At 59.1% G+C, this 20,675-nt stretch carries 35 protein-coding genes, 1 tRNA gene and 1 pseudogene; 22 read left to right on the top strand and 15 right to left on the bottom strand.

The window, feature by feature from the left end; genetic code table 11:
* The first annotated feature begins 35 nt into the window (after positions 1-35).
* A tRNA-Arg gene (locus FHT78_RS26730) sits at positions 36-112 on the top strand.
* Between the two features lie 54 nt (positions 113-166).
* Here FHT78_RS26730 and FHT78_RS26725 read toward each other — a convergent pair.
* The 12 genes from FHT78_RS26725 to FHT78_RS26670 all read right to left on the bottom strand — a co-directional run bounded on the left by FHT78_RS26725 (position 167) and on the right by FHT78_RS26670 (position 7,649).
* Positions 167-1,444 carry a site-specific integrase gene (locus FHT78_RS26725; protein ID WP_183749573.1) on the bottom strand — a complete coding sequence of 426 codons (1,278 nt, stop codon included), beginning with the start codon at positions 1,442-1,444 and terminating at the stop codon, positions 167-169.
* Positions 1,420-1,680, bottom strand: coding sequence for a winged helix-turn-helix domain-containing protein (locus tag FHT78_RS26720; RefSeq protein WP_183749572.1), 261 nt, complete (start codon positions 1,678-1,680; stop codon positions 1,420-1,422). Before FHT78_RS26720 ends, FHT78_RS26725 begins: the two co-directional genes overlap by 25 nt.
* Positions 1,677-2,561: a phage Gp37/Gp68 family protein gene (locus FHT78_RS26715; RefSeq protein WP_183749571.1), complete on the bottom strand. Its 885-nt coding sequence runs from the start codon at positions 2,559-2,561 to the stop codon at positions 1,677-1,679. The genes FHT78_RS26720 and FHT78_RS26715 overlap by 4 nt, the downstream gene beginning before the upstream one ends.
* Positions 2,561-3,703, bottom strand: coding sequence for an AAA family ATPase (locus FHT78_RS26710; RefSeq protein WP_183749570.1), 1,143 nt, complete (start codon positions 3,701-3,703; stop codon positions 2,561-2,563). The genes FHT78_RS26715 and FHT78_RS26710 overlap by 1 nt, the downstream gene beginning before the upstream one ends.
* On the bottom strand, positions 3,700-4,278 hold the full coding sequence (locus tag FHT78_RS26705; protein WP_183749569.1) for a hypothetical protein: 579 nt from the start codon (positions 4,276-4,278) through the stop codon (positions 3,700-3,702). Before FHT78_RS26705 ends, FHT78_RS26710 begins: the two co-directional genes overlap by 4 nt.
* Entirely contained in the window at positions 4,278-5,294 is a 1,017-nt protein-coding gene (locus FHT78_RS26700; protein WP_183749568.1) for a PD-(D/E)XK nuclease-like domain-containing protein, read from the bottom strand. Before FHT78_RS26700 ends, FHT78_RS26705 begins: the two co-directional genes overlap by 1 nt.
* Entirely contained in the window at positions 5,291-5,491 is a 201-nt protein-coding gene (locus FHT78_RS26695; RefSeq protein WP_183749567.1) for a hypothetical protein, read from the bottom strand. The genes FHT78_RS26700 and FHT78_RS26695 overlap by 4 nt, the downstream gene beginning before the upstream one ends.
* Positions 5,492-5,499: 8 nt before the next feature.
* Positions 5,500-5,964, bottom strand: a complete 465-nt coding sequence (locus tag FHT78_RS26690) for a hypothetical protein (protein ID WP_183749566.1) — start codon at positions 5,962-5,964, stop codon at positions 5,500-5,502.
* Positions 5,961-6,200 (bottom strand): hypothetical protein, encoded by a 240-nt coding sequence (locus FHT78_RS26685; RefSeq protein ID WP_183749565.1) that lies wholly within the window; start codon positions 6,198-6,200, stop codon positions 5,961-5,963. Before FHT78_RS26685 ends, FHT78_RS26690 begins: the two co-directional genes overlap by 4 nt.
* Before the next feature lie 3 nt (positions 6,201-6,203).
* Positions 6,204-6,497, bottom strand: a complete 294-nt coding sequence (locus FHT78_RS26680) for a hypothetical protein (protein WP_183749564.1) — start codon at positions 6,495-6,497, stop codon at positions 6,204-6,206.
* A gap of 64 nt (positions 6,498-6,561) precedes the next feature.
* Positions 6,562-6,981, bottom strand: a complete 420-nt coding sequence (locus FHT78_RS26675) for a hypothetical protein (protein ID WP_183749563.1) — start codon at positions 6,979-6,981, stop codon at positions 6,562-6,564.
* The gene (locus FHT78_RS26670) at positions 6,936-7,649 is read right to left on the bottom strand and encodes a LexA family transcriptional regulator (protein WP_183749562.1); all 714 of its coding nucleotides are present in this window, start codon (positions 7,647-7,649) and stop codon (positions 6,936-6,938) included. The genes FHT78_RS26675 and FHT78_RS26670 overlap by 46 nt, the downstream gene beginning before the upstream one ends.
* Positions 7,650-7,755: 106 nt before the next feature.
* Between FHT78_RS26670 and FHT78_RS26665 the strand changes: the two genes are divergently transcribed.
* The 13 genes and pseudogenes from FHT78_RS26665 (at position 7,756) to FHT78_RS26605 (ending at position 13,920) form a co-directional block, all read left to right on the top strand.
* Positions 7,756-8,007: a YdaS family helix-turn-helix protein gene (locus FHT78_RS26665; RefSeq protein ID WP_183749561.1), complete on the top strand. Its 252-nt coding sequence runs from the start codon at positions 7,756-7,758 to the stop codon at positions 8,005-8,007.
* Positions 8,008-8,153: 146 nt separating this feature from the next.
* Complete coding sequence (locus FHT78_RS26660) at positions 8,154-8,378, top strand: hypothetical protein (RefSeq protein WP_246715432.1); 225 nt, start codon at positions 8,154-8,156, stop codon at positions 8,376-8,378.
* A complete protein-coding gene (locus tag FHT78_RS26655; RefSeq protein ID WP_183749560.1) occupies positions 8,378-8,557 on the top strand; it encodes a hypothetical protein in 180 nt (59 codons plus the stop codon). Before FHT78_RS26660 ends, FHT78_RS26655 begins: the two co-directional genes overlap by 1 nt.
* A gap of 115 nt (positions 8,558-8,672) precedes the next feature.
* Complete coding sequence (locus FHT78_RS26650; protein WP_183749559.1) at positions 8,673-8,876, top strand: hypothetical protein; 204 nt, start codon at positions 8,673-8,675, stop codon at positions 8,874-8,876.
* 440 nt (positions 8,877-9,316) lie between these two features.
* Positions 9,317-9,553 (top strand): annotated as a pseudogene (locus tag FHT78_RS29500) (DNA translocase FtsK); the annotation flags it as partial.
* A 2-nt stretch (positions 9,554-9,555) separates the two neighbouring features.
* Positions 9,556-10,002, top strand: a complete 447-nt coding sequence (locus tag FHT78_RS26640; protein WP_183749557.1) for a RusA family crossover junction endodeoxyribonuclease — start codon at positions 9,556-9,558, stop codon at positions 10,000-10,002.
* 7 nt (positions 10,003-10,009) lie between these two features.
* Positions 10,010-10,549 (top strand): GcrA family cell cycle regulator, encoded by a 540-nt coding sequence (locus tag FHT78_RS26635; protein WP_183749556.1) that lies wholly within the window; start codon positions 10,010-10,012, stop codon positions 10,547-10,549.
* Entirely contained in the window at positions 10,549-11,100 is a 552-nt protein-coding gene (locus tag FHT78_RS26630) for a hypothetical protein (RefSeq protein ID WP_183749663.1), read from the top strand. The genes FHT78_RS26635 and FHT78_RS26630 overlap by 1 nt, the downstream gene beginning before the upstream one ends.
* On the top strand, positions 11,090-11,515 hold the full coding sequence (locus FHT78_RS26625) for a hypothetical protein (RefSeq protein ID WP_183749555.1): 426 nt from the start codon (positions 11,090-11,092) through the stop codon (positions 11,513-11,515). Before FHT78_RS26630 ends, FHT78_RS26625 begins: the two co-directional genes overlap by 11 nt.
* Positions 11,515-12,159, top strand: coding sequence for a hypothetical protein (locus tag FHT78_RS26620; protein WP_183749554.1), 645 nt, complete (start codon positions 11,515-11,517; stop codon positions 12,157-12,159). Before FHT78_RS26625 ends, FHT78_RS26620 begins: the two co-directional genes overlap by 1 nt.
* Positions 12,156-12,839: a hypothetical protein gene (locus tag FHT78_RS26615; RefSeq protein WP_183749553.1), complete on the top strand. Its 684-nt coding sequence runs from the start codon at positions 12,156-12,158 to the stop codon at positions 12,837-12,839. The genes FHT78_RS26620 and FHT78_RS26615 overlap by 4 nt, the downstream gene beginning before the upstream one ends.
* Positions 12,763-13,392, top strand: coding sequence for a hypothetical protein (locus FHT78_RS26610; protein WP_183749552.1), 630 nt, complete (start codon positions 12,763-12,765; stop codon positions 13,390-13,392). Before FHT78_RS26615 ends, FHT78_RS26610 begins: the two co-directional genes overlap by 77 nt.
* 6 nt (positions 13,393-13,398) lie before the next feature.
* Complete coding sequence (locus FHT78_RS26605) at positions 13,399-13,920, top strand: helix-turn-helix domain-containing protein (protein ID WP_348644767.1); 522 nt, start codon at positions 13,399-13,401, stop codon at positions 13,918-13,920.
* A 129-nt stretch (positions 13,921-14,049) separates the two neighbouring features.
* Here FHT78_RS26605 and FHT78_RS26600 read toward each other — a convergent pair whose 3' ends face one another.
* The 3 genes from FHT78_RS26600 to FHT78_RS26590 are packed head-to-tail and all read right to left on the bottom strand — an operon-like array spanning position 14,050 to position 14,923.
* Positions 14,050-14,253, bottom strand: a complete 204-nt coding sequence (locus FHT78_RS26600) for a hypothetical protein (RefSeq protein WP_183749551.1) — start codon at positions 14,251-14,253, stop codon at positions 14,050-14,052.
* Positions 14,250-14,609 carry a hypothetical protein gene (locus tag FHT78_RS26595; RefSeq protein WP_183749550.1) on the bottom strand — a complete coding sequence of 120 codons (360 nt, stop codon included), beginning with the start codon at positions 14,607-14,609 and terminating at the stop codon, positions 14,250-14,252. The genes FHT78_RS26600 and FHT78_RS26595 overlap by 4 nt, the downstream gene beginning before the upstream one ends.
* Positions 14,606-14,923, bottom strand: coding sequence for a helix-turn-helix transcriptional regulator (locus tag FHT78_RS26590; RefSeq protein ID WP_183749549.1), 318 nt, complete (start codon positions 14,921-14,923; stop codon positions 14,606-14,608). The genes FHT78_RS26595 and FHT78_RS26590 overlap by 4 nt, the downstream gene beginning before the upstream one ends.
* 273 nt (positions 14,924-15,196) lie before the next feature.
* Between FHT78_RS26590 and FHT78_RS26585 the strand changes: the two genes are divergently transcribed.
* The 8 genes from FHT78_RS26585 to FHT78_RS26550 all read left to right on the top strand — a co-directional run bounded on the left by FHT78_RS26585 (position 15,197) and on the right by FHT78_RS26550 (position 20,675).
* On the top strand, positions 15,197-15,745 hold the full coding sequence (locus FHT78_RS26585) for a hypothetical protein (RefSeq protein ID WP_183749548.1): 549 nt from the start codon (positions 15,197-15,199) through the stop codon (positions 15,743-15,745).
* 159 nt (positions 15,746-15,904) lie between these two features.
* Complete coding sequence (locus tag FHT78_RS26580) at positions 15,905-16,111, top strand: hypothetical protein (RefSeq protein WP_183749547.1); 207 nt, start codon at positions 15,905-15,907, stop codon at positions 16,109-16,111.
* Between the two features lie 61 nt (positions 16,112-16,172).
* A complete protein-coding gene (locus FHT78_RS26575) occupies positions 16,173-16,445 on the top strand; it encodes a hypothetical protein (RefSeq protein WP_183749546.1) in 273 nt (90 codons plus the stop codon).
* Positions 16,446-16,447: 2 nt separating this feature from the next.
* Positions 16,448-18,040, top strand: a complete 1,593-nt coding sequence (locus tag FHT78_RS26570; protein ID WP_183749545.1) for a hypothetical protein — start codon at positions 16,448-16,450, stop codon at positions 18,038-18,040.
* A 16-nt stretch (positions 18,041-18,056) separates the two neighbouring features.
* Positions 18,057-18,509: a hypothetical protein gene (locus FHT78_RS26565; RefSeq protein ID WP_210289945.1), complete on the top strand. Its 453-nt coding sequence runs from the start codon at positions 18,057-18,059 to the stop codon at positions 18,507-18,509.
* Entirely contained in the window at positions 18,475-18,669 is a 195-nt protein-coding gene (locus FHT78_RS26560; protein ID WP_183749543.1) for a hypothetical protein, read from the top strand. The genes FHT78_RS26565 and FHT78_RS26560 overlap by 35 nt, the downstream gene beginning before the upstream one ends.
* A 6-nt stretch (positions 18,670-18,675) precedes the next feature.
* A complete protein-coding gene (locus FHT78_RS26555; RefSeq protein ID WP_183749542.1) occupies positions 18,676-20,280 on the top strand; it encodes a portal protein in 1,605 nt (534 codons plus the stop codon).
* Positions 20,280-20,675 (top strand): hypothetical protein, encoded by a 396-nt coding sequence (locus tag FHT78_RS26550; protein WP_183749541.1) that lies wholly within the window; start codon positions 20,280-20,282, stop codon positions 20,673-20,675. Before FHT78_RS26555 ends, FHT78_RS26550 begins: the two co-directional genes overlap by 1 nt.

The following is a 20,675-nucleotide window of genomic DNA, read 5'->3' as shown; positions in this document are numbered from 1 at the left end:
TAACGCCAAGCCTTTTGTATGCATGGCATCCAAGTGGTCCCGTAGCTCAGCAGGATAGAGCACCAGATTCCTAATCTGGGGGTCGCGCGTTCGAATCGCGCCGGGATCACCAATGAAATCAATCTGATAGTCTATCCTGACGTTCCTACGCATTCCAACAGCGTTCCTACACGTCTGTTTCCGGTGCGTTCCCGGTGCCTCTGTGAGCGACACGCAACTGTGCGACCTTCTGGGTTTTCTCCAGCGTCTTGCGGTTATAGCGCTGCGTGGTCGCCGCGTTTTTGTGATTGGCGTGATGCCTCAGATGTTCGAGATCCGCCCCTGCATCTGAGCCTTCGGTGATGCCGCCGGCTCGGCTGTCACGGTTCCATACCGTCTTCGGCACGCCTGCATCATCCGCTATTTCACGCCAGACATCGGAGAAGTATCGCTGGCGATATGGCAGGCCGGTCTTCTCTGATTTGATCATCGGGCCGAAACGCTTCTCGGATGGCACCATGTCGATGATCTTCCGAAGGAACGGATATTGCATCGTGTCATGCTCGGCCGTCACATCATCAACCTTGCTGGTCGGCTTCTTGAGGATGCCATTGCTATCGAGATGCGACCAGAGCAGACCGTCACGCCAGCGCTGGCCGCGATCCATAATGCCGCCGTCCCGGTGATCGTCCACCTTCTCCCAGCGTCCGATAACATCGATCTGCCGCAGGGTGAGCTCGAACTGAAGAGCCTGGGCGAGCGCAATGGAATGCAGCCCCTTCTCGATCGCCTTGTTGCAGATGGCCTCTGCCTGCTCGAAGGTGATCTGCTCGGTGCGCCCGCGTGGGACGTGGAACGTCATCGATTCCAGAACCGCCTTCAACCGGAAGCATTCGGTGATATTGGCGACGACTCCGAAGCTGACGACGATCCGCAGGAGCTGCATGCATTGATAAGCTCGGCGTGGCCGCTCTGGGTTCGGCGGCAAAGTGATGCCCTGCTTCAAGGCTTCCGCTCGGCGCTCGGCCTGCTTCTCGGTATCCTCTGCCGGCTCGCTGAAATGCTCGTACCAACCCCTGATATCGAGACCTGTCACCTTCTCAAGCCTACGCATCCCGCATTCTTTCTCCAGAATGTCGAGGCTGAAATCATACATCTCGCGGGTGTTGCTCTTCACCGTGAGATAGCCAGAGCCCTTTGTCGTGCGATACATGCGGATGAGCGAGCGCAAGGTGCCGTCGAACTGCACCTTTGGCCCCTGCCCCTTCTCTGCAAGCCATTGCTTAAGCTCTGACGTGAGCACGCGGCACCTTGCCGCGATCTCATCCATGGTGTTGCCATGCACGCGCACGGTCTTGATCGGATAGCCTTCAGTGTTGCGCGAGACCGCCGATGCCACCCAATAATAGGCGGTGGTGCCGTCCTGCCTCGGCCGCCGCTTCAGGCCGATTTTTTCCGTTTCCATGGTTCTTCCTCATCAAGGGCGGGATTGCCCTGACCGGATGATGACGAGAGTCCATATCGACGGTCAAGGAACGCCTCGCAGGCCGGCCAATACCTTCGGCCGCCGAAAAGCGGATCTGGCTGCGGGAAACCAGCCTGGGCGAGTGCCGGCAATGCTGTCTTCAGGATATCGAGCTTGATGCCCATACGGTCGGCAAGCTCGCCCTCGGTAAGGAAGAGTGAGCTGGCCTTGGTCATAACGGCGCCACCTTCGGGAACGCATCATAAGTCACGCCTCGCAACTCGCGACCGGAGACCTTCTTGCCGACTTTGATCATGGACTGAAGCGATGAGCCGTAATTGCCTGGATAGTATTCGCTCCCGTCGGCCATGACGTGCTGTATCGGCTTGTTCCCAGGGTTTCCATCCAGCGGACGCCACGGCATCCATTCGCCATTTTGCTTATGGTGGAATGCTGCCCCTGAAACGACACACTGCCGTCGAAGGTCGTGAAACCATTCTGGATGCGTAGGGCGAGCCAAATGGCCACCTTGGTCTGTCTCACCTCCGGTGATCACCCATTCGATATCAAGGATCATTTCGCGGAGATTGATCGGCCCAAGAAGTGGCTCACAAGACACGAATGCAAACTCAGGCCTGACGATATGTTTCGCCGCGATAAGGGCGGGAACGTTGATATCGGCCCGCTTTTGATCCTCGATCGTCGTTCCGATCGCGGCATTGCTCGGCAAGCCACCGGCGGCTGACGCTAGCTTGATGATGTTCTGCGGTCGCTTCGTCAGCAGCAGGTAGACGAGGCGCGGCGTCTTGCGCATGACCTCGAACGCGTCGGAACGCCACTGCGGATCAACTTGGTTGTCGAAGATGTCGGCGAGGCTGGCGCAGAAGACGAATGGGCGGTCGCCATCCCTTTCAGCCTGTCGCTGCCAGCGGAATGGATCGTTCCATGTGTGGGCGCCGGTACGAACACGAGGAGCATTGCCCCACTGCACCTTTCCATAGCGCTTGTCCATGAGGGCTTCAGCATAGCAACCATCGCATGCAGGGCTGACTTTGGTGCAGCCCATCCACGGATTCCAAGTGTGGCGTGTCCACGAAATTCCACTGTTTTCGGCCATCACGCCAGATCCTCAATCAGCCCATCGACATACGTGTTGGTCGCATCGGCATCCACCACGCCCTTCAGGCGGTCGTTGTGCGCCCGCAGGATGCGTTTCGCGGTCTCGGTGGTGTTATCGGTCAGCCGGGGCTTGAAAAGCTCGTGGGCGGCTTTCAGGTCGGCGGGGTCGATCTCGGCTGCGAGCTTGTTGTGATACTCGCGCAGGAGCGCCTGGCTGTCATTATCGGAGACCGACTCCGGCTTGGGAGGCGTATCGGAGCCGGTCTCCTTCTCAGCCTGCCGCGGGGAACGGGGGGTAACAGGCTGGGAACTGGTGGATTCGCCGCGTGCCCATGCGCGGAGTCGCTCGCCGGTCTCCATAGAAACCTGCTTGCCAGGCTGGAAGAACTGCGAATAGGGCGGGTTGAGCTTTCCGTAGAACTGACCGTTCTGCATCAGCGGCACGCCCTTTGCATCGGGAGTGACCATGAAGCTGATGGTCAGATCATAGAGCATGTTCTGCTCACAAATCGGTTGCCAGCCGACATTCTGCACTGTGGTGCGCTTGCGGCCATTGTCGTCGGTGATTTCGACCGGCTTCGTTACCTCGCGGGCGCGGAAGCAGAAGACGACGTGGGCGCGAACCTGCCGCAGGTTCTTCATCAGGTGCGTCTTATGCTCGGCCTTCGGAACCGCCCATGCTGGGAAGTTGAATTTGTGCAGCTCCCAATCCTGAAGGCTGTCATATGGCTTCTTCGCCAGTCGGGCCATCTCGGCAACATGCATGTCATGCAGGCCGCCCACGCCCTCCCATTCATCCGAAGCGGAGTCGATGACGACGACGCGGGCGCCAACCTTATCGACCGCCTGGTTGATCGCATCCCAGATCGCTTTCGGCGTGAAGGGCGGGCGCATGTCCATGTACTTCACCCGGAACAGGAATTCCTTCAGAAGCTCGGACTGCGGGCGGGTGTCGGATGGTGTCGGAAAATAGTGCCGCGCCCGGCCGCCCTCGGTGTCGATGAAGGCGATCGGCTCATCACCAGCCAAACCGAGCGCGAGAAGGAGCGCGCTGACGGTCTTGCCAGATCCGGAAGGCCCGGCAATGCCGATGATCAAAGACGTGTCGTCGCGCACGCCATCAGTGAAGGTCGCGGTCATGCTGCGCCACCGGTAGGAAGATTGCCGACATAGCCGGTGCGGCCATCCGATTTTTTGATTTCCTGATCTCCATGGCTATTCACCCGGAAGATGCCAGACAGGAGCTCGTTGACCGTCCCGTGCAACGATGCGCGAAGCTGATCCTTGAGGGCGCCTCCGACATTGACAACATGCTGCTGCATTTCAGCATTGAAGTCGGCAGCTACCATTTTCGCCATAATCCACTCGGCGCGGGTTATGTCTCGATCAGAGGCATAGGAGGATGGCTTCCCGTCCTTCCCAACCTTCTCGTTCCAGTAGTTGCCGATGACCTTTTCCAGTTCCTTGCGGATCGTGGTCGGCTTGCCCTCTCGCTCACCCCACGAATTGACGCGGGTATATTCGCGGTCAAAGCCGCTCTGGATGGCAGCATCGATAGCAGATCGAATCTGGGCATCTGCCTGATCCTTGAAGAGCTGCGCGATGCGGGCATCGACAGCGGTGCGGACTCGGCTAAAAAGCTCTTCTTCGCCGATGATCTTGTCGGCCACTTCGGCGACGATTGCCGCCTCAATACGTTCCTGGTTGAGTTCCATCAGTTCGGCTCCATGATCTGGCGGGGTTTGTAGGGCTGGGCTTCGTAGACCGGCATCGGGTCATGGCCGAGCTTCTGCAAGTAAGGGTGCTCAAGCTCGCGGGCGGTCCAACGCGTATCGATGTAGGCTGGCATTTCCGCCTCAACGATGCCGCCGGGATAGCCGGGCCACCAGTTTTCGGACATGCACTTGCGCCAGAGCAGGAAAGCGTCGGACACCATCTTTTCGCCGATCACGCGGCCGGCAGCATCGACGCGCGCCACGGTGATCTCGAACGGCGGTTCCTGCTCCTGCAGGATGAATAGGAAATCCAGCTTCAGTTCGTGCCGGTCGATCTCGGGGAAGAGTGCGCGGACGGCCCGGCGATAGAACGCATCCTGAAAATGATAGTTGTTGTTGTAGATAGCGCGGGCGACGGCATCAGGTTCTACGCTCAATTCCGTGGTCTTGTAATCGATGATCGTCAGCCGATCGCCGGTAATGCTGATCCGGTCCATGCGAGCTCGTGCCCACAGATCGCCGCACCGGTCTTTCCAGACGGCGGTCACTTCGTTCATGCGCACGGCCTCGGCGTCCGGGGATGCCAGAGCGCGGATAGCCGGGTGATCGTGCTGTGCAAGCGTGGCGCGTGCCTTCTCGACCATCGCCACGGTCTGCTCGTAGTCTGCTGTCAGGAGCGGGATTGCGCCGCGCTTCTGCGCTTTCGTGCGTTCGTCCTTTGCCACCTTGGTCTTGAAATCGTCGTGGTCGATCACGGCAATCTCGGTCGACTGCTGCAACAGCATGGCATGGCCGGCAGATCCGATCTCGCGCTTGCGGTCGTTCTTTTCCTCGGCCTCTTCCTGCTTCGTCATCTTCGGATGAGCTGCGCGGGCATGAAGCGGCGATTCCAGAATGAGCTTTTCAGCGATCGATCGGCTGAGGCTGGGCGTCGGGCACGGATCGGCATGGTACGCCTTCTCGGTCATGCGGTAGAGGCCCTGCTCGGTCGCGGTCTCGGCGGTGATGATGTTCATTCTGGCATCCTCGCGGACACAACCCGCGCAATCCCTGCCTGACCGTGGTCATTCATGCGCAGAAATGAGCGGTACGGGTTGGCCTGAAATTCATTCCAGAACACGTCAGTGATCCGGCCAACTTCGGTTTCGATCTGGTCCCGGTCGATATTTCGCATCACGGCGATGACGTTGCGGAGGGTTCTAGCGTCGATCATTTGACGCCTCAAAGAAGATCTGAGCCGCGCAGCAATGGCGGCAAGCCACGACGCTGACGAAACACGGGAACCTGCCGGTTCAGGTGCTCGTAACGATATTCGTCATCGAGCCATTCCTGCCGCTGCTGGTCCGGGTCCGGTTGCTTGTCGTTGAAGGCCTGGCAGTAGCGCTCGAAGGCATCCGAGTGCTTTACGAACTCGGGAACACTTTCGTCGGGCGTGCCGGTCCAGTCCGACAGCCATGCCTCGGCGCAGTCCTCGGTAACGTCCTCGCCGGTCAGCGTCTCCATGTCGAAGCGCACGGCCTGAATGAAGTCGTCGTTGCCACGGATCGCGTCGGCCGCCGTGTCGAAGCACTTCGGCAGCACGTCGGTTTCCATGAAATAGCTGCCGCCGGTCAGAGTGTGACCGGTACGGATGAGCAGGCATTCGCGCGGATTAATGAATTTGCGGGTGATCTTGGTGCGGATCATGCTTCACCTTTTGGGAGATAGATGCGGGCCGGCGCTGGGCCGCTGATGTCGATTGTGTAGCCGCCAGCGCGACCATCGCCGCGTTTGACATTGACGTGGATACCTGGGAGGGGCTTGCCGTCGGCATCGACGCCGCCGATCTGTTCGAGCACTTCCAGCGCCATGCGGTCGCGGATTTCCTGCTCCGTAACGACGGCTCGGAAGCTGATCGTGCTGGGCTTGATCATCTTGACCATCGGTCAGATCCTCGCCGCGATCTCTGTGGCGCGTTCGGTGCGCTCCAGACCTACGGAACCCGCCAGACCGATCAGGCCGGCGACGACAACAGCCGCAATCGCGACCAAAAGCGCACCGCGCGCGGCGATCGCTTCCAAAAGCTCATCAGGGGTGCGACGATCGTCAATCAGAATGGTGGGAAGGACATGCTCGAAAGCATTGGAATGGCCGTGAAGGTGGTCATAGCCCTCATCGGTCCAGAGATAGAGATCGTCTGCCGGCTGACTTGAGGTTTCATGTGAGGCGATAGAAAACATGGCGCTCTCCTTTGATGGGAGAACGCTACTCGATTTCGAGTGCCAATGTCAACTCGAATGTGAGTTATTTGCCGCTCAATTCCATAGCGAGTAATTTGAAACCGTCTGGACCGAGTTTTTTGGCGACGGCACGAGCCTCAATAACATAACGCTTCGCATCACGAAGCATGAGGTCCTTGAGTTGAAGCCTATGCTCGGCTTCTGACAGGTCGTTGCCCTTTCGTATCAGGATCTGATGGAAGCGCTTCCCAGCTTCATCGACATACTTATGGCAGGTCTCTAGGGAATATGAGGCGATTGTGTCGGCTGTCTCGCTCTCTTGATCTGCAACCGATAGGATAGCCATGCGGATGCACTTCACCGCATCCTTAACTTTCGAGTCAACCTCTTCTGATCGCCCCGGCTGCGCCACAGAGAGCAATATCAAGGCGGTTGCGATCAGCGTTTCCGATATGCTCCGACGACAAGATGACATGTCGGCCATTTCTCCCTTGGTAGGGAGAATTCTGCCGGCTCCCCATCCGGCGGATTATATTGGCGAAGGTGCCAGGTGTCGGCTGTCGCACGCACCAGCTGCTTCAGGATTGCATAGTGCTCGCCGTGATGGTCATGCGTGCTGATAATGACTTCATCCCCTGCGCTGTAAGGCAAATTTGGGTGCACCAGCGCCAAGTCTCCATTGCGGAAGGCCGGAACCATAGAGTCACCTAGCACATACAGACCGTACCCGTTCTTGGCTCGGGCGAGAGGTTCAGGACGCTTTACATAATCGATCGGGTCTGAGGACACGACTACTGAATCACTCCACGATCCGCCTCGGACGGCGGAATAAATCGGCAGATCCGGCAGGCCTATGAGATTTTCGCGCGGGATCGGAGATGGATTTTTAATCTGGACGATCTGGGTGTCAATGGTGCCGTCAGGGAGTGTTCGGCGGATCACGGCATCCGGCATGGTGCTTTGCCCCGAGAAGGGGAACGGGATTTCGAGAAAGGCTGCCACCTCAGGCGCAGATCTGGAGCGCGCCACCACGTCACGCTCAATGCGATCGATCGATTGCTGCGTGGTATTCGTGAGCTGCGCAAGTTCGACCTGACTGAGGCCGCGGCGCTCACGTTCTGCTCTAACTATTTGTCCGAAGCTCTTGTCCATAAAAATAATCTACCCGATTTCGGGTACTCAATCCAACTCGATTGCAAGTTACTCGATTTAGAGTTATAACGGGTTTTAAGACCAATCCCGTTACAGCGAGTAGTTCATGCAAGAGGCTGAACAGCACCCTGGAATGGTTTCTGCCATCGAGTTTTTTGGCTCGCAGGCGAAACTTGTTGAAGCGATCGGCTGCTCTTCTCAGCAGTCGATTTCGAGATTCCTGAACCGCGAGGCTGAAACCTCTCCTGAGGTGGCAGTCGCAATTCACAAGGCTTCTGAAGGAAAGGTACCGAAGTGGATACTTCGGCCTGATCTGTTTGACGCCCCAGATCAAGCTTCCTCGGTCGAGGCCGCTTGATGTCCTCACAATCGTCTTTCTTTTCCGAAGGTGGATTCGGGAACCGTCGTAGTGGGATTCGGTATGTTGACGCCGTTTGTGGCCTCGCTCGCCGTCTCTGGCCCTCAAAGACCGCCGCAAACCTTGCTGGTCGCGCGCAAATCAGCATGCGAGCCGCTGAATTGTGGCTCGAAGGGCGCACTGAGCCGGGCGCCGACGCTCTCGTGAACCTGCTGCGGTCTGACGCCGGGTTCGAGCTTCTTCAGGAGATCATGGCCGGTTCCGGCACTCGCTGGTGGAAGGAATTCCGCCGCGGTGTCCACATCGCCGAGCTCGAAGCGAAGCAGGAGTTTCTTCGCAAGCAGCTCGACGCGCTCAAGGAGGAGATGTGATGCGAGGTTTCATAGTCGACTGCTTTCTTCGGGCCTCATCTGCCTGCAACACCCTGTCGGTGTTCTTCAAGAACTGCGGGCTGATGCTCTGGAAGCGTCCGGACCTTTCGCCACTGCGTGGTCGCTCGAGCGCCGATCTCATCGTGACCAAGCACGAGAACATCCGGGGGCAGGAATGAGCACGCTCATCATCTGCGCTGTCGGTCTCTGGCTGTCGATCAACTTCTATTTCGGCCTGGTGCTGGTGCGCGATGCTCTCGCTGTCACCCGCCAACGCCGCCATCGGGTGTTCTGATGCCCGCCGCCCTTCGCCGTCTCCCACGCTGCCCCGAATGTGATGCCGTGCTCAACGCCGGCCTCATTTGCGATTGCTGCGGCGTGGTTCCCAACCAGACCGATATCGACTGCCAGATGGCGGTCGAGCACCTGCCCGGCGCAAAGCTCTTCATGCGTCCGCAGGTCAACCGACTGAAGAGCATCAGGAGCGATGGACGATGACAGAAGAGAACAACGAGGATGATGCCCTCGATCTCGCAGCAGATACCCTTTTCGGCGATCTCCGCGATGCCATGCTGATGCATGTCAGGAGCATGGAAACACCATGGTCGAAGATGAGCGAAAAGGCGCAGGCCGATAAGATCTATGCCATCGGAAATGCATGCGAAACCCTCGTGCGCAAGGCCGTGGCGATCGTCGCCAGCAACGGCAATGAACCGATGTTCGGCCGGATCGCAAAGTTCACGGTCAAGGATGAGATCAAGGCAGAACTGATTGCCGGATCTTCCGTCGCGAACATCGAGAAGATCGCCGAAAACATCGGCCAGCCCGCCATTATCATCTTTGCCAGCCCTGAGGGTTTCATGGGTGCGAAGGCAGAGGCCAAGGCCGACAAGGATCAGCCTGAGCTGCCCGGCACGTCGGATGACGAGGAAGCCGAGGACGAGCAATACGACCGCGCCGTTGTCGCCATCAGGCAAAGCGGCAAGGCATCGACCTCGTTCATCCAGCGCACGTTGTCGATCGGCTACAACCGTGCCGCATCGCTCATCGAGCGGATGGAGAAGGAAGGCGTCGTTGGCCCGGCTGACACCAGCGGTAAGCGCGAAATCCTCGTGGCGCCGCTCGACCCGACACTGCCAGACGCGGACCCGTCAGACGCACCTGAGGCGGCCTGACGATGGCAGTAGCGGCGCGGATCAAGTTCATCATTCCTGGCGATGTGGTGCCATGGGCTCGTGCTGGTGGCGGCAAGACCACCCACAAGTTCACGCCCAAGCGTCAGCAGGATTACATGGGCATGATCCGCGCCGAGGCTTTTCGGCAGATGGAAGCATTTCCCGGGCCGCTCGAAGGTCCGCTGCAGCTCAAGATTGTCGCGGTTTACCTCTGGCCGAAGACCACCACCAAGGCGCGGCGCAATGCCGTTGATGGTGGCTGGAAGATGACCAAGCCCGACTGCGATAACATCACCAAGATCGTGAAGGACGCTCTGAACACGATCGCCTACGCCGACGACGCGCAGGTTTCCTTTTCGTCCTGCTGGAAAATTCTCGGAAACAAAGCCGGTCTCATCGTTGAGGTTATCAGCCTCGCGGGTGTGCCGGCGCCTGTCATTGAACTGTGAGGGCACCATGAGCAGCTGGCAATTACTGAAGATCGAGCAGAAGCTTGAGGCTATCCGCGAGGCATATCCGAAATGCACCGGTACCGCCGCCACCATCGCCCGTAAGCTGTTCGAGCTGCACGGCCACAAGGTCAGCCGCAATGCGGTGATTGGCTATTATGCTCGCCATGGCGAGAAGCTGAAGGATATTCCGCTTCGTGGCCCGCACGCCGGAGCGGCGGTGAAAAAGCCGCTGATGCGCGCTCCTCGGCAGCCGAAGCCGAAGGATAACCCGGTCATGGTGGCCGAGGTGGTCAAGTTCATGGAGGCACCGAAGCCGGTGTCCTTCGATGATGTCTACCGGCCCAATCCCAAGAACCTGTCGCTGCTCGATCTCGAATGGAACGACTGCCGCTACGCTGTCAGTGGCGAGAAAGAACACACACTGTTCTGCGGCAACACCACCGATCGCGACTCCTCCTACTGCCCCTATCACCACAAGCTCTGCCACGGTCCCGGCACCAAGTCTGAACGGCTGGTCGATCACCTCATCAGGAAGGTGGCGTGATGGGCAAAAGGTCGAATTTCGCGCGCGTCGAGAAAGACTTCTATCCGACGCCGTATGAGGCCGTCTTGCCTCTCCTGCCGCATCTGCACGGCGTCGAGACATTCGCGGAGCCTTGTGCCGGCGAGGGGCATCTGGTCGGCCATCTGCAACGGCATGGCTATGTTTGCGCCTACGAGGGCGACATTTCATATGGCTATGATGCGATGACGCATCGCTTCGAAGATGAAGCGACCTTCGATGCTATCATCAGCAATTTCCCTTGGACGCGGGAAATCCTCCATCCGCTCATCGTGCGGTGCATGAAGATCGCGCCCACATGGATCATCCTCGATGCCGACTGGGCGCACACCACCATGGATACGCGTCCCGGCGTGCAGCCGAAGACGCCGGACCTTCTGAACCGCTGCAGCCATATCGTCAGTGTCGGCAAGGTTCGCTGGATTGAAGGCTCGAAGCACAAGAGCCTCGATAACGTTAGCTGGTACCGCTTCCACGCCCAGCACACCGGCGGGCCGAAGTTCATCGGGCGGGAGGTGGTGGATGCTCGATAGGGTCACCAACCACGCCGTTCTCCGCTACCTGCAGCGCGTGCTCAACCTACCGGTGGATGATTGGTGCGCCGGGCAGCCGTTCTCATGCGACAGGGAGCGTGTGGCGTTCTGCTGCGAGCGTGCCGAGCTGCCGGTGGATGCTGTCAAAGAACTGATCATGTCAAAACCTGTCATGCTCATGTGCATGGCGGGCTTCCAGAACGTCTGCGTTCGCCTCGATGGGTTTGCCTACATCATCCGCCAGGGCTTCGTCGTCACGATCCTCACCGACGAACAACGAGACGAGCGCATTGGTCAGCTCGGCAAGATCAAGCAGCAGAGCCGTGACAGCATGCGGCGCGAGATCCTCAAACGCAATCGCCGCTCCAAGGGCAAATTCAAGAACCGCGATCGACGGTTGGCTGAGGTGGATTGATGATCTCAGCCCTCTACGTCCAGAAGAACGGTTCCTATTACGGTCTTGATGGTGTCGATCCTTGGGATGAGGAGCGCGATGCCCGTCAATATGCCGGCCCATGGCCTGTTGTGGCTCATCCTCCATGCCAGCGCTGGGGCAAGATGTGGTTCGGACAGCCTCTGACCGTAAAGACTACAGGCGCGCGCAAGAAGCTCGGGGACGATGCTGGATGCTTCGCTGCCGCGCTCTCCGCGGTGCGCACCTATGGCGGCGTGCTTGAGCATCCGTGGGGCTCTTTGGCGTGGCCACACTTCGATCTAAACACGCCTGATCGTGCCGGTGGTTGGATCATGGCTGATTTCCTCGGCGGATGGACATGCTGTGTCGAGCAAGGCCGATACGGGCATTATGCTCGCAAGCCTACGCTCATCTATGCCTTCGGTGTCGAATTGCCGTCGCTCGCATGGGGCTACAGCGAGCCATCGTTCGACCCCGCAGTTGTCGCTCGCATGGGGCTACAGCGAGCCAAGCGGCTCGGAGAGGTAGGCGCCCGCGGCGGCGGTACGGACAGCTCGCCTCGCATCGGTACGCCGGCACCTTTCCGCGATCTGCTCATTTCTATGGCGAGGTCAGCCAGCCTTGCGTTGGAGGCCGCTGAATGAGCACAGTCACATTCATCCGCCAGATGGTCGATGCCGGGTTCTCTCTCGAGGATGCGTTGAAGGCTGCCGAGATCTACGAATCCAACCCGCCGGAGAAGAAGCGCTCATCTGCGGCGTTACGTCAGGAGCGTTACAGGCGTAACAAGGCGTCACGCGTTACGGTTTGTGACGCTGGTGACGCCCTTTCTTCCCCTGAAGGTTCTTCCCCCACACCCCCTTCTCCTAAACCCCATCAATCCATACCCCCTTCGCCCCCTAAAGGGGGCTCTTCCCCCACGGCAAAACCAACGCCCCGGTCAGAGCTGATGGTTGTTCTCGACCCCATCCACGTCGATGCCGTGTTCGAGCATCGCCAGCGGATAGGCAAGCCGCTCACAGCCCACGCCGCTAAGCTGCTCGCCGGAAAGTTTGCTCGTTGCGCTGATCCGAACTCGGCGGCCGATGCGATGATCGCCAACGGCTGGCAGGGCTTCGAGCCGGAATGGCTGGACAATCGCACCATGCCTCGCGGCCAGCCACCGCCACAGCGTGAGCCGGATCTAGCCGATCTTTTCAATGCCAAAGCCAGAGAATTCAGGGATTACGACGATGACGGACGGACGATTGAGACCAGCTACGAGCATCGAGATTTCGACGGCCCTCGGCAAGCTCTTCCGCGCCTTGCCGCCTCGAAAGGCTAACCCTGAGGAGCTGATGGAAAGCTACCTCATCGCCTGCCACAAGTGCACCAAGCATGCCATCGAGGCTGTGGTGGTCAAGCTAATTCGGGGCGAGCTGAAGGATATGCCGAAAGCCTGGGCGCCATCGCCGGCCGAGCTGTCCACGGCAATCCGCGACGAGATGGAGGCGGTACAGCGGCAGGTCGATCTCGCGGCCGAACGGCAGATGATCGAGGATAACCGGCTGGTCGCTCTCCCGACGCTCAAGCTGCTGGACCGCATCGATGCTGCCAAGGCGAGGATGCAGGCAGAAGGGCGCAAGTTTCTGTTCGAGTGCGAAAGCTTCAGCGCTGGTACGTCGAGCAAGGGCAAAGTGCCTCCGGGCAGCACGTATGTCGGCATCCTCGGCGCCTGGTATGGGCCGCCTGGCTCGCTCTATGCGCCTGAGCCTCAGCCGATCCCTGACGACGAAATGCAGGAGATCCTTCGCGCCGACATGTTCGAGCCTGATCCGGTCGCTGAAGAGCAGCCCCTGCCATCTCCAGAGCCTGAATTTCAGGACGTGGAATTCTGAGACGTAGTGGAACGCATTGGAACGGTTTGGAACATGAACGCGTTGGCGAAAAACGAAAAATATCTGCCGGTCGAGGATGTTTGTGCGCGTTTCGGCATTGCTCGCAACACCCTTTGGCGGTGGATGAAGGCCGATGCCACATTCCCGGAGCCGGTCATCATCAACAAGCGCCGGTACTTCAGCGAATATGATCTGGCGAAGTGGGAAGCGGCCCGCGGCGGCCATGATCCGGATCTCGACGGAAAGCTTGTCGGCCTCAAGCCGGTATCCGGCGTCATCACCGATTACGATCAGCTCGTGTCCGCGCTGACCGATCGCCGCAACAAGCTCGGCATCTCCTCGATCGAGCTGGATGCACGATCAGGCATGCAGGAGGGCTACACGTCGAAGCTGGAGAATTTCGGCCGGCCGCAAGGCCGCGGGCTCGGTCCTGAGATATTCCCGCTGTGGATCGGCGGGCTAAAGGTTGGAATCGTGCTGGTGGATCTGCCGCGCCGTCCGCGCAAGAAGAAGCAGGTCGAGGCGTGAAAAGCGTGTTCTCATCATGCCATCAACTCGGCAGCAACGACCACAGCCACATCGACAGGTGATATAGCAGCACCGCAAGGCCGAGCATGACCATGATGATAAGATGTGGCGTGTAGCGGTTGAACACGTTCAGCCGTCGATCGTGCGGTAATAGGTGTGCATCTCGATCAGCTTGAGCGAACCATCCGGCTGCTGCTCAAATACTGCCTCGCATGACGCATCTATGGTGCCAATATCGATGCCGATGATCGTCGGTTTGATGCGATCCAGTATCTCCTGTGCCTTCACCTGTTGGCTCTGGTGGTGTCCAAGCCAGAAATCGGGAATGGTCATCTGCGCACCTCAAATGGGCCTGTATAGCGTGATGGCCCTGCCTCTCTGCATCGTGGCGAGCAATAGCGGCCGGTCAACGGCTTCCCCCGTAGCGTCTGCGTGGCACCACATGCCCGGCATGCGCCTTTCGGCCGCGGTTCGTGCTTCATTGTCATGGTTATGCCAGGCTGCATGATCATGCTTTCCTCGCCGATCGCCGCCAGGATCTCAGCAAGGTCAATCGATCGCTCCGGCCCAATGACAGCCCGCAGTATCTCTCGCGCACTCTCGATGCGCTCCGCATCATCTGCCTCATCTGGTGTCAGGCACTCATCGCGATCCTTCAGGAAGGCAGCAATGCGCTCGATCATGGTCATTTCTTCTTCCCTTTCGCCTTCAGCTTGCCCCACATCCTGAGCAGTACCGGCTCAACGATGATCATTTCCATCTCATCCCAATCAAACTCGATATCCAGCCCCACAGTCGCACACAGCAGGCGATATCGCTTCATGGCTGCCGGCTCTATGGGCTTCTTCGTGATCCTGTTCATCCCGGCTTCCATGTCGCCAATGGTCGACACAGAATACCCGATCGCCTCAGCCAACGCAGGGCGAGACATCTTCGCCACATGCTCACGCCAATATCTGGCCCGCACGTGCTCGGGCTCGCTCTTATCCGGCTTCTCGGTCATGTAATCCTCAAAATGCGGCATACGATAATCGCATCGAAACATCCGCAAATCAATGTAACAATTGCACCGACTCGCAAAGGCCCAACATGCAATAATCGCATCGTTTTGGAGGGCGTCATTTTCGGCCCAAAATAGCCCGTCAGCCAACCTATTGATAACTCAACACTAAAAACCTGTGCTTTGACAACGTTTCCGGCGGCATGCTTCCATCGCGCGGCTCTCCCCTCGCAATCCCCACCCACAGACCTCTCCAGAAAGGACGGAGCGCAAGCGATGGCCTTCCCCTCCAAGCAGACAGCGCAGTCCCTCTCAAGAGCAGGCCAGAAGGCAGCAGCCATCCTCCGCAAAGAAAAAAAAGAGCCGGTCATGAGCGACAACGTTCAGGCCGCCGTCGAACTGATGGTGTTCGAGGGACAGACACGCAGCGAGGCCGCCAAAAGCGTCGGCGTCTCCGACGAATACCTCCGCAAGTCCTTCATCAAGCCGGATGTGCTTGCTTACTTCAATCAGTGCCAGGAGGTGTTGAGAACCAGCGCGAGACCCCGCGCGCTGCGTAAGATCATCGATCTGAGCGAGAAAGCGGGCAGTGAGCGTGTGGCGCTGGACGCCTCTAAGTACTTGGACGGTATGGATAGAGGCGCTCATCAGGTGGGTGCGACCGTGATCAACAACACGCAGATCAACAACACGCTGAACGTGACGCCGGGATACGTGATCGACCTGAGGCCGGATGATGCGGATGAGCTGCTTCAGATAAGGCATCTGGAGCAACATGGCGATAACGCCTTACCGTATCAGCGTGACGTTCCCGACGATGAGTGAGGAACGCGGCCCCGTACCCGGTCTGTTCTCGATTTCGAGCCTCAGATGGCGGGGTGGGGGCAAAATTGGCCGCGAGTTTCCCAGTTCCACCCTCACGAACAAGAGGCGCATCTAGGAACGTTCGGCCTCAGATTTTTTTTCATCCATTGGAGAAACGCGATGACCGTGACGATTAGTTTGGGCTGGTGGATTTTGCCGATGGCGATCACGCTTATCGCTTTCATCGTTGCGGGTGGGATGTGCCGGACTGAGGGCGGCCACGGCGATTACGCGTCGATTGGAAACGCGGTTGTCGGGCTTGTCGTTCTGGGAGCGGCGCTGATCGTCTCGCTCATCGCGTGGCTGATCTGGGCGATACTGACCTGAGTGCTTTGTCAGCATAAGCCGCCATCGTGATGATTGGGCATCTCAGCGATGGAGAACGACGATGCCCACTTACCGCAGAATTGAGGATGCTGCCGAGACGGTCGAAGCATGGCAGTTTCTGGAAGAGCCGACTGACCCGGCGCCGGATTGGTATCTGGAAGCGTTGCGCGCCGACATGATCACGAAGCAGGCCGGCGGCTGGTATGTGATGGCGTCCGATTTCGGTTCGCTGGTGCAGATCGATGAGGGCGACTGGATCATTCACCGCGGCGACGGGATGCTGACGACGCTGCGGCATGGCGTATTCGAAAGCCAGTTCGAGCTCGCCGACTGACCATGCAGATTATCGAGCCGGATCGCCCGGCTGAACTCCCCACCATCCAGCTCGACCCGCAGGGCCGGAAGATTTACCGGCCCGACGGTCGGGTTTTGCGTCAGTTCATGCGGTGCCGCAAGCATGTGAGCATCGTCCGCGGCTCGATCGGGTCGGGCACATCGACGGCCTGCATTCAGAAAATGTGGATGATCTCGTGTGAGCAGCGGCCGAATGCCGACGGGCTGCGGAGAACGCGCTGGGCGGTCTGCCGCAACACGTTTCCTGACCTGAAGAACACCACGGTCAAATCCTGGCTCGACTGGTTTCCCGAGGAGATGTACGGGCGGTTTTACTGGGATCGTCCGTTCCGTCACATCATCCGCATAGGCGATGTCGAGATGGAGGTGATCTTCCTCGCGCTCGACAGCGAGGACGATATCCGCAAGCTGCGATCGTTCGAATTTACCGGCATATGGTTCAACGAGCTCGAGTTTATCGAGAAGGCGATCCTGGATGAGGCCGAGTCCCGTACCGGCCGATATCCGGCGGTGAAGGACGGCGGGGCGACGTGGGACGGCGTGATTGCCGACATGAACGCGCCGCGCGAGGATCATTTCATTCCGCTGATGATGGGCGAGGTGCCTCTTCCGGACGATTGGACGGAAGAGGAGCGGCTTGCCTATCGAAAGCCCGATAACTGGGGCTATCACGTGCAGCCGCCATCGATGCTGGAGATCAAGGATGCCGCCGGCATGCTGATCGGGTACGAGATGAACCCGCGCGCCGAGAACACGAAATGGCTGAAGCCGGGCTATTACGCGGAAAAGATCAAGGGCAAGACCAAGCAATGGATCGATTCCCGCGTCCTGAACAAGATCACGGTCTATGTAGACGGCAAGGCGGTCTGGCAGCAGTTCAACGAGGATAGTCACGTCTCGAAGCAGCCGCTTGAGCCAATCGCCGGCTGGCCGGTCTATGTGGGCCTCGACTTCGGGCGCAATCCCGCGTGTGTCGTCGGGCAGCTGGTCAACAATCGCTGGCGGATCTTCGCCGAGCTGACGGCCCGCGATGCCGGCGCATCGATCTTTGCGCCCCTTGTCAAGCAGTTGCTCGATCGGCGGCTGGGCAACTGGCATCCGGCCGGAAATCGTGGCGAGACGGACGGCTATGCGGTCGAGTTCTTCGGCGATCCGAAGGGTGAGGACGGCACGCAGGCTGACGAAACGACGGCATATGACGTTTTCCGCCATCACGGCATGCCGGTGCGGCCGGCGCCGGTCAAGAACAACCACATCCAGACCCGCATCGAGGCAGTCGAGTATGCCATGATCACCATGGTGAACGGGCAGCCGCGCTTGCTGGTGTGTGGCACAAACTGCCGGACGCTGAAAGTGGCGATGGCCGGCGGCTACCACTTCAAGCGCATTTCCGGCACGTCACGGCATGATGAAAAGCCGTTCAAGGATCGCTATTCCGACATCGCAGATGCCTGCCAATACATGGTTTTGGGCGCTGGCGAGGGCAGAGCGGTGATCGGCGGCAGCCATAACGGGCGAAAAGCACCGATCGATATCAAGTTTCACAAGAAATCGAGGCGGCGCGGTGGCTTCTGACGTTTTTCCGGGCGGATTGCGGCTCTCCGAGTGCGAGCCGAAGGACTGGTTTCTGGTTTTTTGCCCCGTTGCCTCGCGGCGCTGGATCAAATGGCTGGTGCCGGGGCGCTTCAAGCACGTTTCCGCCTTCGGATTCGTGGAAAGGGCGCAGTCGTGGGTGTTTTACGACTGGAATCTGGACCGGTCGCACATTTTCGTCGTCGGCAACCATGAGGCCGATATCCTGATCGGCGAATATGCCACCGGAAACACGGTGGTGCGCATGGCAAAACCCATCGGGCAGGATATGGCGGTCAATTTTGCCGTCGGCGGCTGGTGCGTCCCGTCGATCGCGCATCTGGTCGGTCTCCGGTCCAGTGCTTTGCGCCCTGATGCCCTGTTTCGGCAATGTCTGGCCCACGGCGGTCAGATTATCGAGCCGAATGGACAGGGAAATGAAGCAGAAAACACCCAAGCCCGCAGCTCCTGATCCTGAAGTACAGCGCCAGCAGGAAGCCGCGCGGCAGGAAAAAATCGACACCATCCAGGACACGTTGTCCACGCAGACCGACAAGGCGCTGCGCTACTTCGGCACGCGCCAGGCGCTTGCGGGCGTCACGCAGTCGCCGCTCGTGTCGCTGGCGAGGTAATCCGGATTGGCCCGCGCTCCCGCAAAGCTTGCGCCGAAACCGCCTGAGTTCCCCGACAAGGAAGTCAGCGAAGAGGCTTGCCGGCGTCTTGCCGAGGCGAGGGCGCAGAAGACCGAGGCTCTGAAAGACCTTCAGGAAGCCTATTTCTTCACGAAAACCCGGCTGGCCTACAATCTGACATCGACCAGCAAGGCGAAGAAAAAGCGCGATGACGAGGCTGACGATCTCGCCACCGGCATCGGGCCTGAAGTGTCGGAAGATTTCGCGACCGAATGCGTTGCCGCGTTCTTCCCGCAGGGCACTAAATGGGTTGAGGCGAGCCTTGATGATAGCGAGGCCGCCGAAATCAAGGAAGGCGCTCGCCCTGATATTGAGCAGAGAATTCGCGATCGAGACAATCAGATTTTCAGCTCTATCCGGGCCTCGAATTTTGAGGCCGAACTCGGTACGGTCCTCGATCCTCACGCAGCCGTCGGTACCGTTTCATGGTGGATCGACAAGCCGTTCAACACGAAACCAGTGCAGGTTTCGGCGGTACCGCCGAACGAGCTCGAAATCAACGTCGAGGCCGACGGCTCCGTTGGTGACCGTTTCCGCGTCCGCTGGGTAAAGGGGGCAAAGCTCAAGTCCGTGCTGCCTGGCATGGCGCTGCCAGCGAAGATCACAAAAAAGCTTGCGGATGAGAAGAATAGCACGTTCGAAGTTGTGTGGTGCTTCTGGCGCGATTGGTCAGATCCAGAGATCGACCGCTGGGAACATGTTGTCCTGATCGACAAGATTGCAATTCACCACGTCCTGCTCGAAGGCGAGGGTTGCCTACCGCTGATCGTGGCGCGCATCTCCCCAGATCCATGCTTTTCGTGGGGTTTTGGCCCATCGATCAAGGCGCTGCAGGAATATCGCGTCCTCGATGTCATCACGGCAGCCACGCAGGATCGCGTCGATATCGCCATTGCGCCGCCGATCGGCTATCCCGATGATGGTGTCATGGATTTCGAGGGTGGCATCGAGGCCGGCAAGGCATACCCGATGCGCCCCGGCTCCGGCCGCGATGTCGCCAAGCTCTATTTCGAGGGCGATCCTGATCTGGGGTTCTATGCAGCCTCGGATCTGGAACGCCGCATCAAGCGAAAGCATTTCGCCGACTATCCCGAGCAGAAGGGCGACACGCCGCCGACAGCCACGCAATGGGCTGACGAGATGGTCAAGGCCCAGCGCCGCATCGGTACGCCTGGGAAGAAGTTCTGGCTGGAAGGTCCGTATCAGGTCTATCGCCGCTTCGAGTGGCTGCTGACCAAAGACGGCAAAATCGATGACATCAAGATCGGCGGCCGGAAGCTCACGTTGGTGCCGAACAATCCGGCTACGCAGGCAGCGGACAATCAGAAAATACAGGTCGCCGGTAATCTGCTGACGATGATGAAGACATATTTCCCGCAGACCTCTGCCGCTGCGATAGATGAGCGCAAGACTGCCGAGAACTTCAAGAACGCGATGAAGGATGAGCTGGTGGTGCTGCGCGATCAGGCCACTGTCGATGAGCTTCTCCAAACAGTTTTGGGCGCGGCACAGGATGCCGGCGCCATCCCAGGCGGACAAGGAGGCCAGTGATGGGCGACTATCAGAGCGATGCCGAGCGCTATGCGACACCTCGCAATCTTCACCGGCTCTATGGCAAGGATATCTCCGGCAATGAGGGCAGCATGTCGGCGCTCGCCGTTGTCGAGAAACTGACCGCGAATTCCTGGACTCCAGCACATTCCGACAACGGGAAGATCAAGCTGCTCTCGGATGCGACGGCTGTTGCTGTGACACTGCGCAATGATCTGCCGATCGGCTATGCCGTGCGCGGCGTGCAGTATGGGGCTGGGGCTGTGACGTTCTCGGCGCAGGCCGGTGGAACGCTGCGTGGTTCGCCTTCGACCACGGCTCAATATCAGGGCCTCACGGCAGTCGTCATCGATCAGGGCACTGACGGCAAGTCGGCCGAATGGCTGGTGGGCTGA

The sequence above is a fragment of the Rhizobium sp. BK196 genome (assembly GCF_014193255.1).
Taxonomy (GTDB): domain Bacteria; phylum Pseudomonadota; class Alphaproteobacteria; order Rhizobiales; family Rhizobiaceae; genus Rhizobium.
This window is presented reverse-complemented; position numbering and strand designations above follow the sequence as displayed.

Excerpts from the sequence above, each read along its gene's own strand:
- FHT78_RS26725 (WP_183749573.1), bottom strand. The coding sequence starts at position 1,444 with ATGGAAACGGAAAAAATCGGCCTGAAGCGGCGGCCGAGGCAGGACGGC.
- FHT78_RS26720 (WP_183749572.1), bottom strand. The coding sequence starts at position 1,680 with ATGACCAAGGCCAGCTCACTCTTCCTTACCGAGGGCGAGCTTGCCGAC.
- FHT78_RS26715 (WP_183749571.1), bottom strand. The coding sequence starts at position 2,561 with ATGGCCGAAAACAGTGGAATTTCGTGGACACGCCACACTTGGAATCCG.
- FHT78_RS26710 (WP_183749570.1), bottom strand. The coding sequence starts at position 3,703 with ATGACCGCGACCTTCACTGATGGCGTGCGCGACGACACGTCTTTGATC.
- FHT78_RS26705 (WP_183749569.1), bottom strand. The coding sequence starts at position 4,278 with ATGGAACTCAACCAGGAACGTATTGAGGCGGCAATCGTCGCCGAAGTG.
- FHT78_RS26700 (WP_183749568.1), bottom strand. The coding sequence starts at position 5,294 with ATGAACATCATCACCGCCGAGACCGCGACCGAGCAGGGCCTCTACCGC.
- FHT78_RS26695 (WP_183749567.1), bottom strand. The coding sequence starts at position 5,491 with ATGATCGACGCTAGAACCCTCCGCAACGTCATCGCCGTGATGCGAAAT.
- FHT78_RS26690 (WP_183749566.1), bottom strand. The coding sequence starts at position 5,964 with ATGATCCGCACCAAGATCACCCGCAAATTCATTAATCCGCGCGAATGC.
- FHT78_RS26685 (WP_183749565.1), bottom strand. The coding sequence starts at position 6,200 with ATGGTCAAGATGATCAAGCCCAGCACGATCAGCTTCCGAGCCGTCGTT.
- FHT78_RS26680 (WP_183749564.1), bottom strand. The coding sequence starts at position 6,497 with ATGTTTTCTATCGCCTCACATGAAACCTCAAGTCAGCCGGCAGACGAT.
- FHT78_RS26675 (WP_183749563.1), bottom strand. The coding sequence starts at position 6,981 with ATGGCCGACATGTCATCTTGTCGTCGGAGCATATCGGAAACGCTGATC.
- FHT78_RS26670 (WP_183749562.1), bottom strand. The coding sequence starts at position 7,649 with ATGGACAAGAGCTTCGGACAAATAGTTAGAGCAGAACGTGAGCGCCGC.
- FHT78_RS26665 (WP_183749561.1), top strand. The coding sequence starts at position 7,756 with ATGCAAGAGGCTGAACAGCACCCTGGAATGGTTTCTGCCATCGAGTTT.
- FHT78_RS26660 (WP_246715432.1), top strand. The coding sequence starts at position 8,154 with ATGCGAGCCGCTGAATTGTGGCTCGAAGGGCGCACTGAGCCGGGCGCC.
- FHT78_RS26655 (WP_183749560.1), top strand. The coding sequence starts at position 8,378 with ATGCGAGGTTTCATAGTCGACTGCTTTCTTCGGGCCTCATCTGCCTGC.
- FHT78_RS26650 (WP_183749559.1), top strand. The coding sequence starts at position 8,673 with ATGCCCGCCGCCCTTCGCCGTCTCCCACGCTGCCCCGAATGTGATGCC.
- FHT78_RS26640 (WP_183749557.1), top strand. The coding sequence starts at position 9,556 with ATGGCAGTAGCGGCGCGGATCAAGTTCATCATTCCTGGCGATGTGGTG.
- FHT78_RS26635 (WP_183749556.1), top strand. The coding sequence starts at position 10,010 with ATGAGCAGCTGGCAATTACTGAAGATCGAGCAGAAGCTTGAGGCTATC.
- FHT78_RS26630 (WP_183749663.1), top strand. The coding sequence starts at position 10,549 with ATGGGCAAAAGGTCGAATTTCGCGCGCGTCGAGAAAGACTTCTATCCG.
- FHT78_RS26625 (WP_183749555.1), top strand. The coding sequence starts at position 11,090 with ATGCTCGATAGGGTCACCAACCACGCCGTTCTCCGCTACCTGCAGCGC.
- FHT78_RS26620 (WP_183749554.1), top strand. The coding sequence starts at position 11,515 with ATGATCTCAGCCCTCTACGTCCAGAAGAACGGTTCCTATTACGGTCTT.
- FHT78_RS26615 (WP_183749553.1), top strand. The coding sequence starts at position 12,156 with ATGAGCACAGTCACATTCATCCGCCAGATGGTCGATGCCGGGTTCTCT.
- FHT78_RS26600 (WP_183749551.1), bottom strand. The coding sequence starts at position 14,253 with ATGACCATTCCCGATTTCTGGCTTGGACACCACCAGAGCCAACAGGTG.
- FHT78_RS26595 (WP_183749550.1), bottom strand. The coding sequence starts at position 14,609 with ATGACCATGATCGAGCGCATTGCTGCCTTCCTGAAGGATCGCGATGAG.
- FHT78_RS26590 (WP_183749549.1), bottom strand. The coding sequence starts at position 14,923 with ATGACCGAGAAGCCGGATAAGAGCGAGCCCGAGCACGTGCGGGCCAGA.
- FHT78_RS26585 (WP_183749548.1), top strand. The coding sequence starts at position 15,197 with ATGGCCTTCCCCTCCAAGCAGACAGCGCAGTCCCTCTCAAGAGCAGGC.
- FHT78_RS26580 (WP_183749547.1), top strand. The coding sequence starts at position 15,905 with ATGACCGTGACGATTAGTTTGGGCTGGTGGATTTTGCCGATGGCGATC.
- FHT78_RS26575 (WP_183749546.1), top strand. The coding sequence starts at position 16,173 with ATGCCCACTTACCGCAGAATTGAGGATGCTGCCGAGACGGTCGAAGCA.
- FHT78_RS26570 (WP_183749545.1), top strand. The coding sequence starts at position 16,448 with ATGCAGATTATCGAGCCGGATCGCCCGGCTGAACTCCCCACCATCCAG.
- FHT78_RS26560 (WP_183749543.1), top strand. The coding sequence starts at position 18,475 with ATGAAGCAGAAAACACCCAAGCCCGCAGCTCCTGATCCTGAAGTACAG.
- FHT78_RS26550 (WP_183749541.1), top strand. The coding sequence starts at position 20,280 with ATGGGCGACTATCAGAGCGATGCCGAGCGCTATGCGACACCTCGCAAT.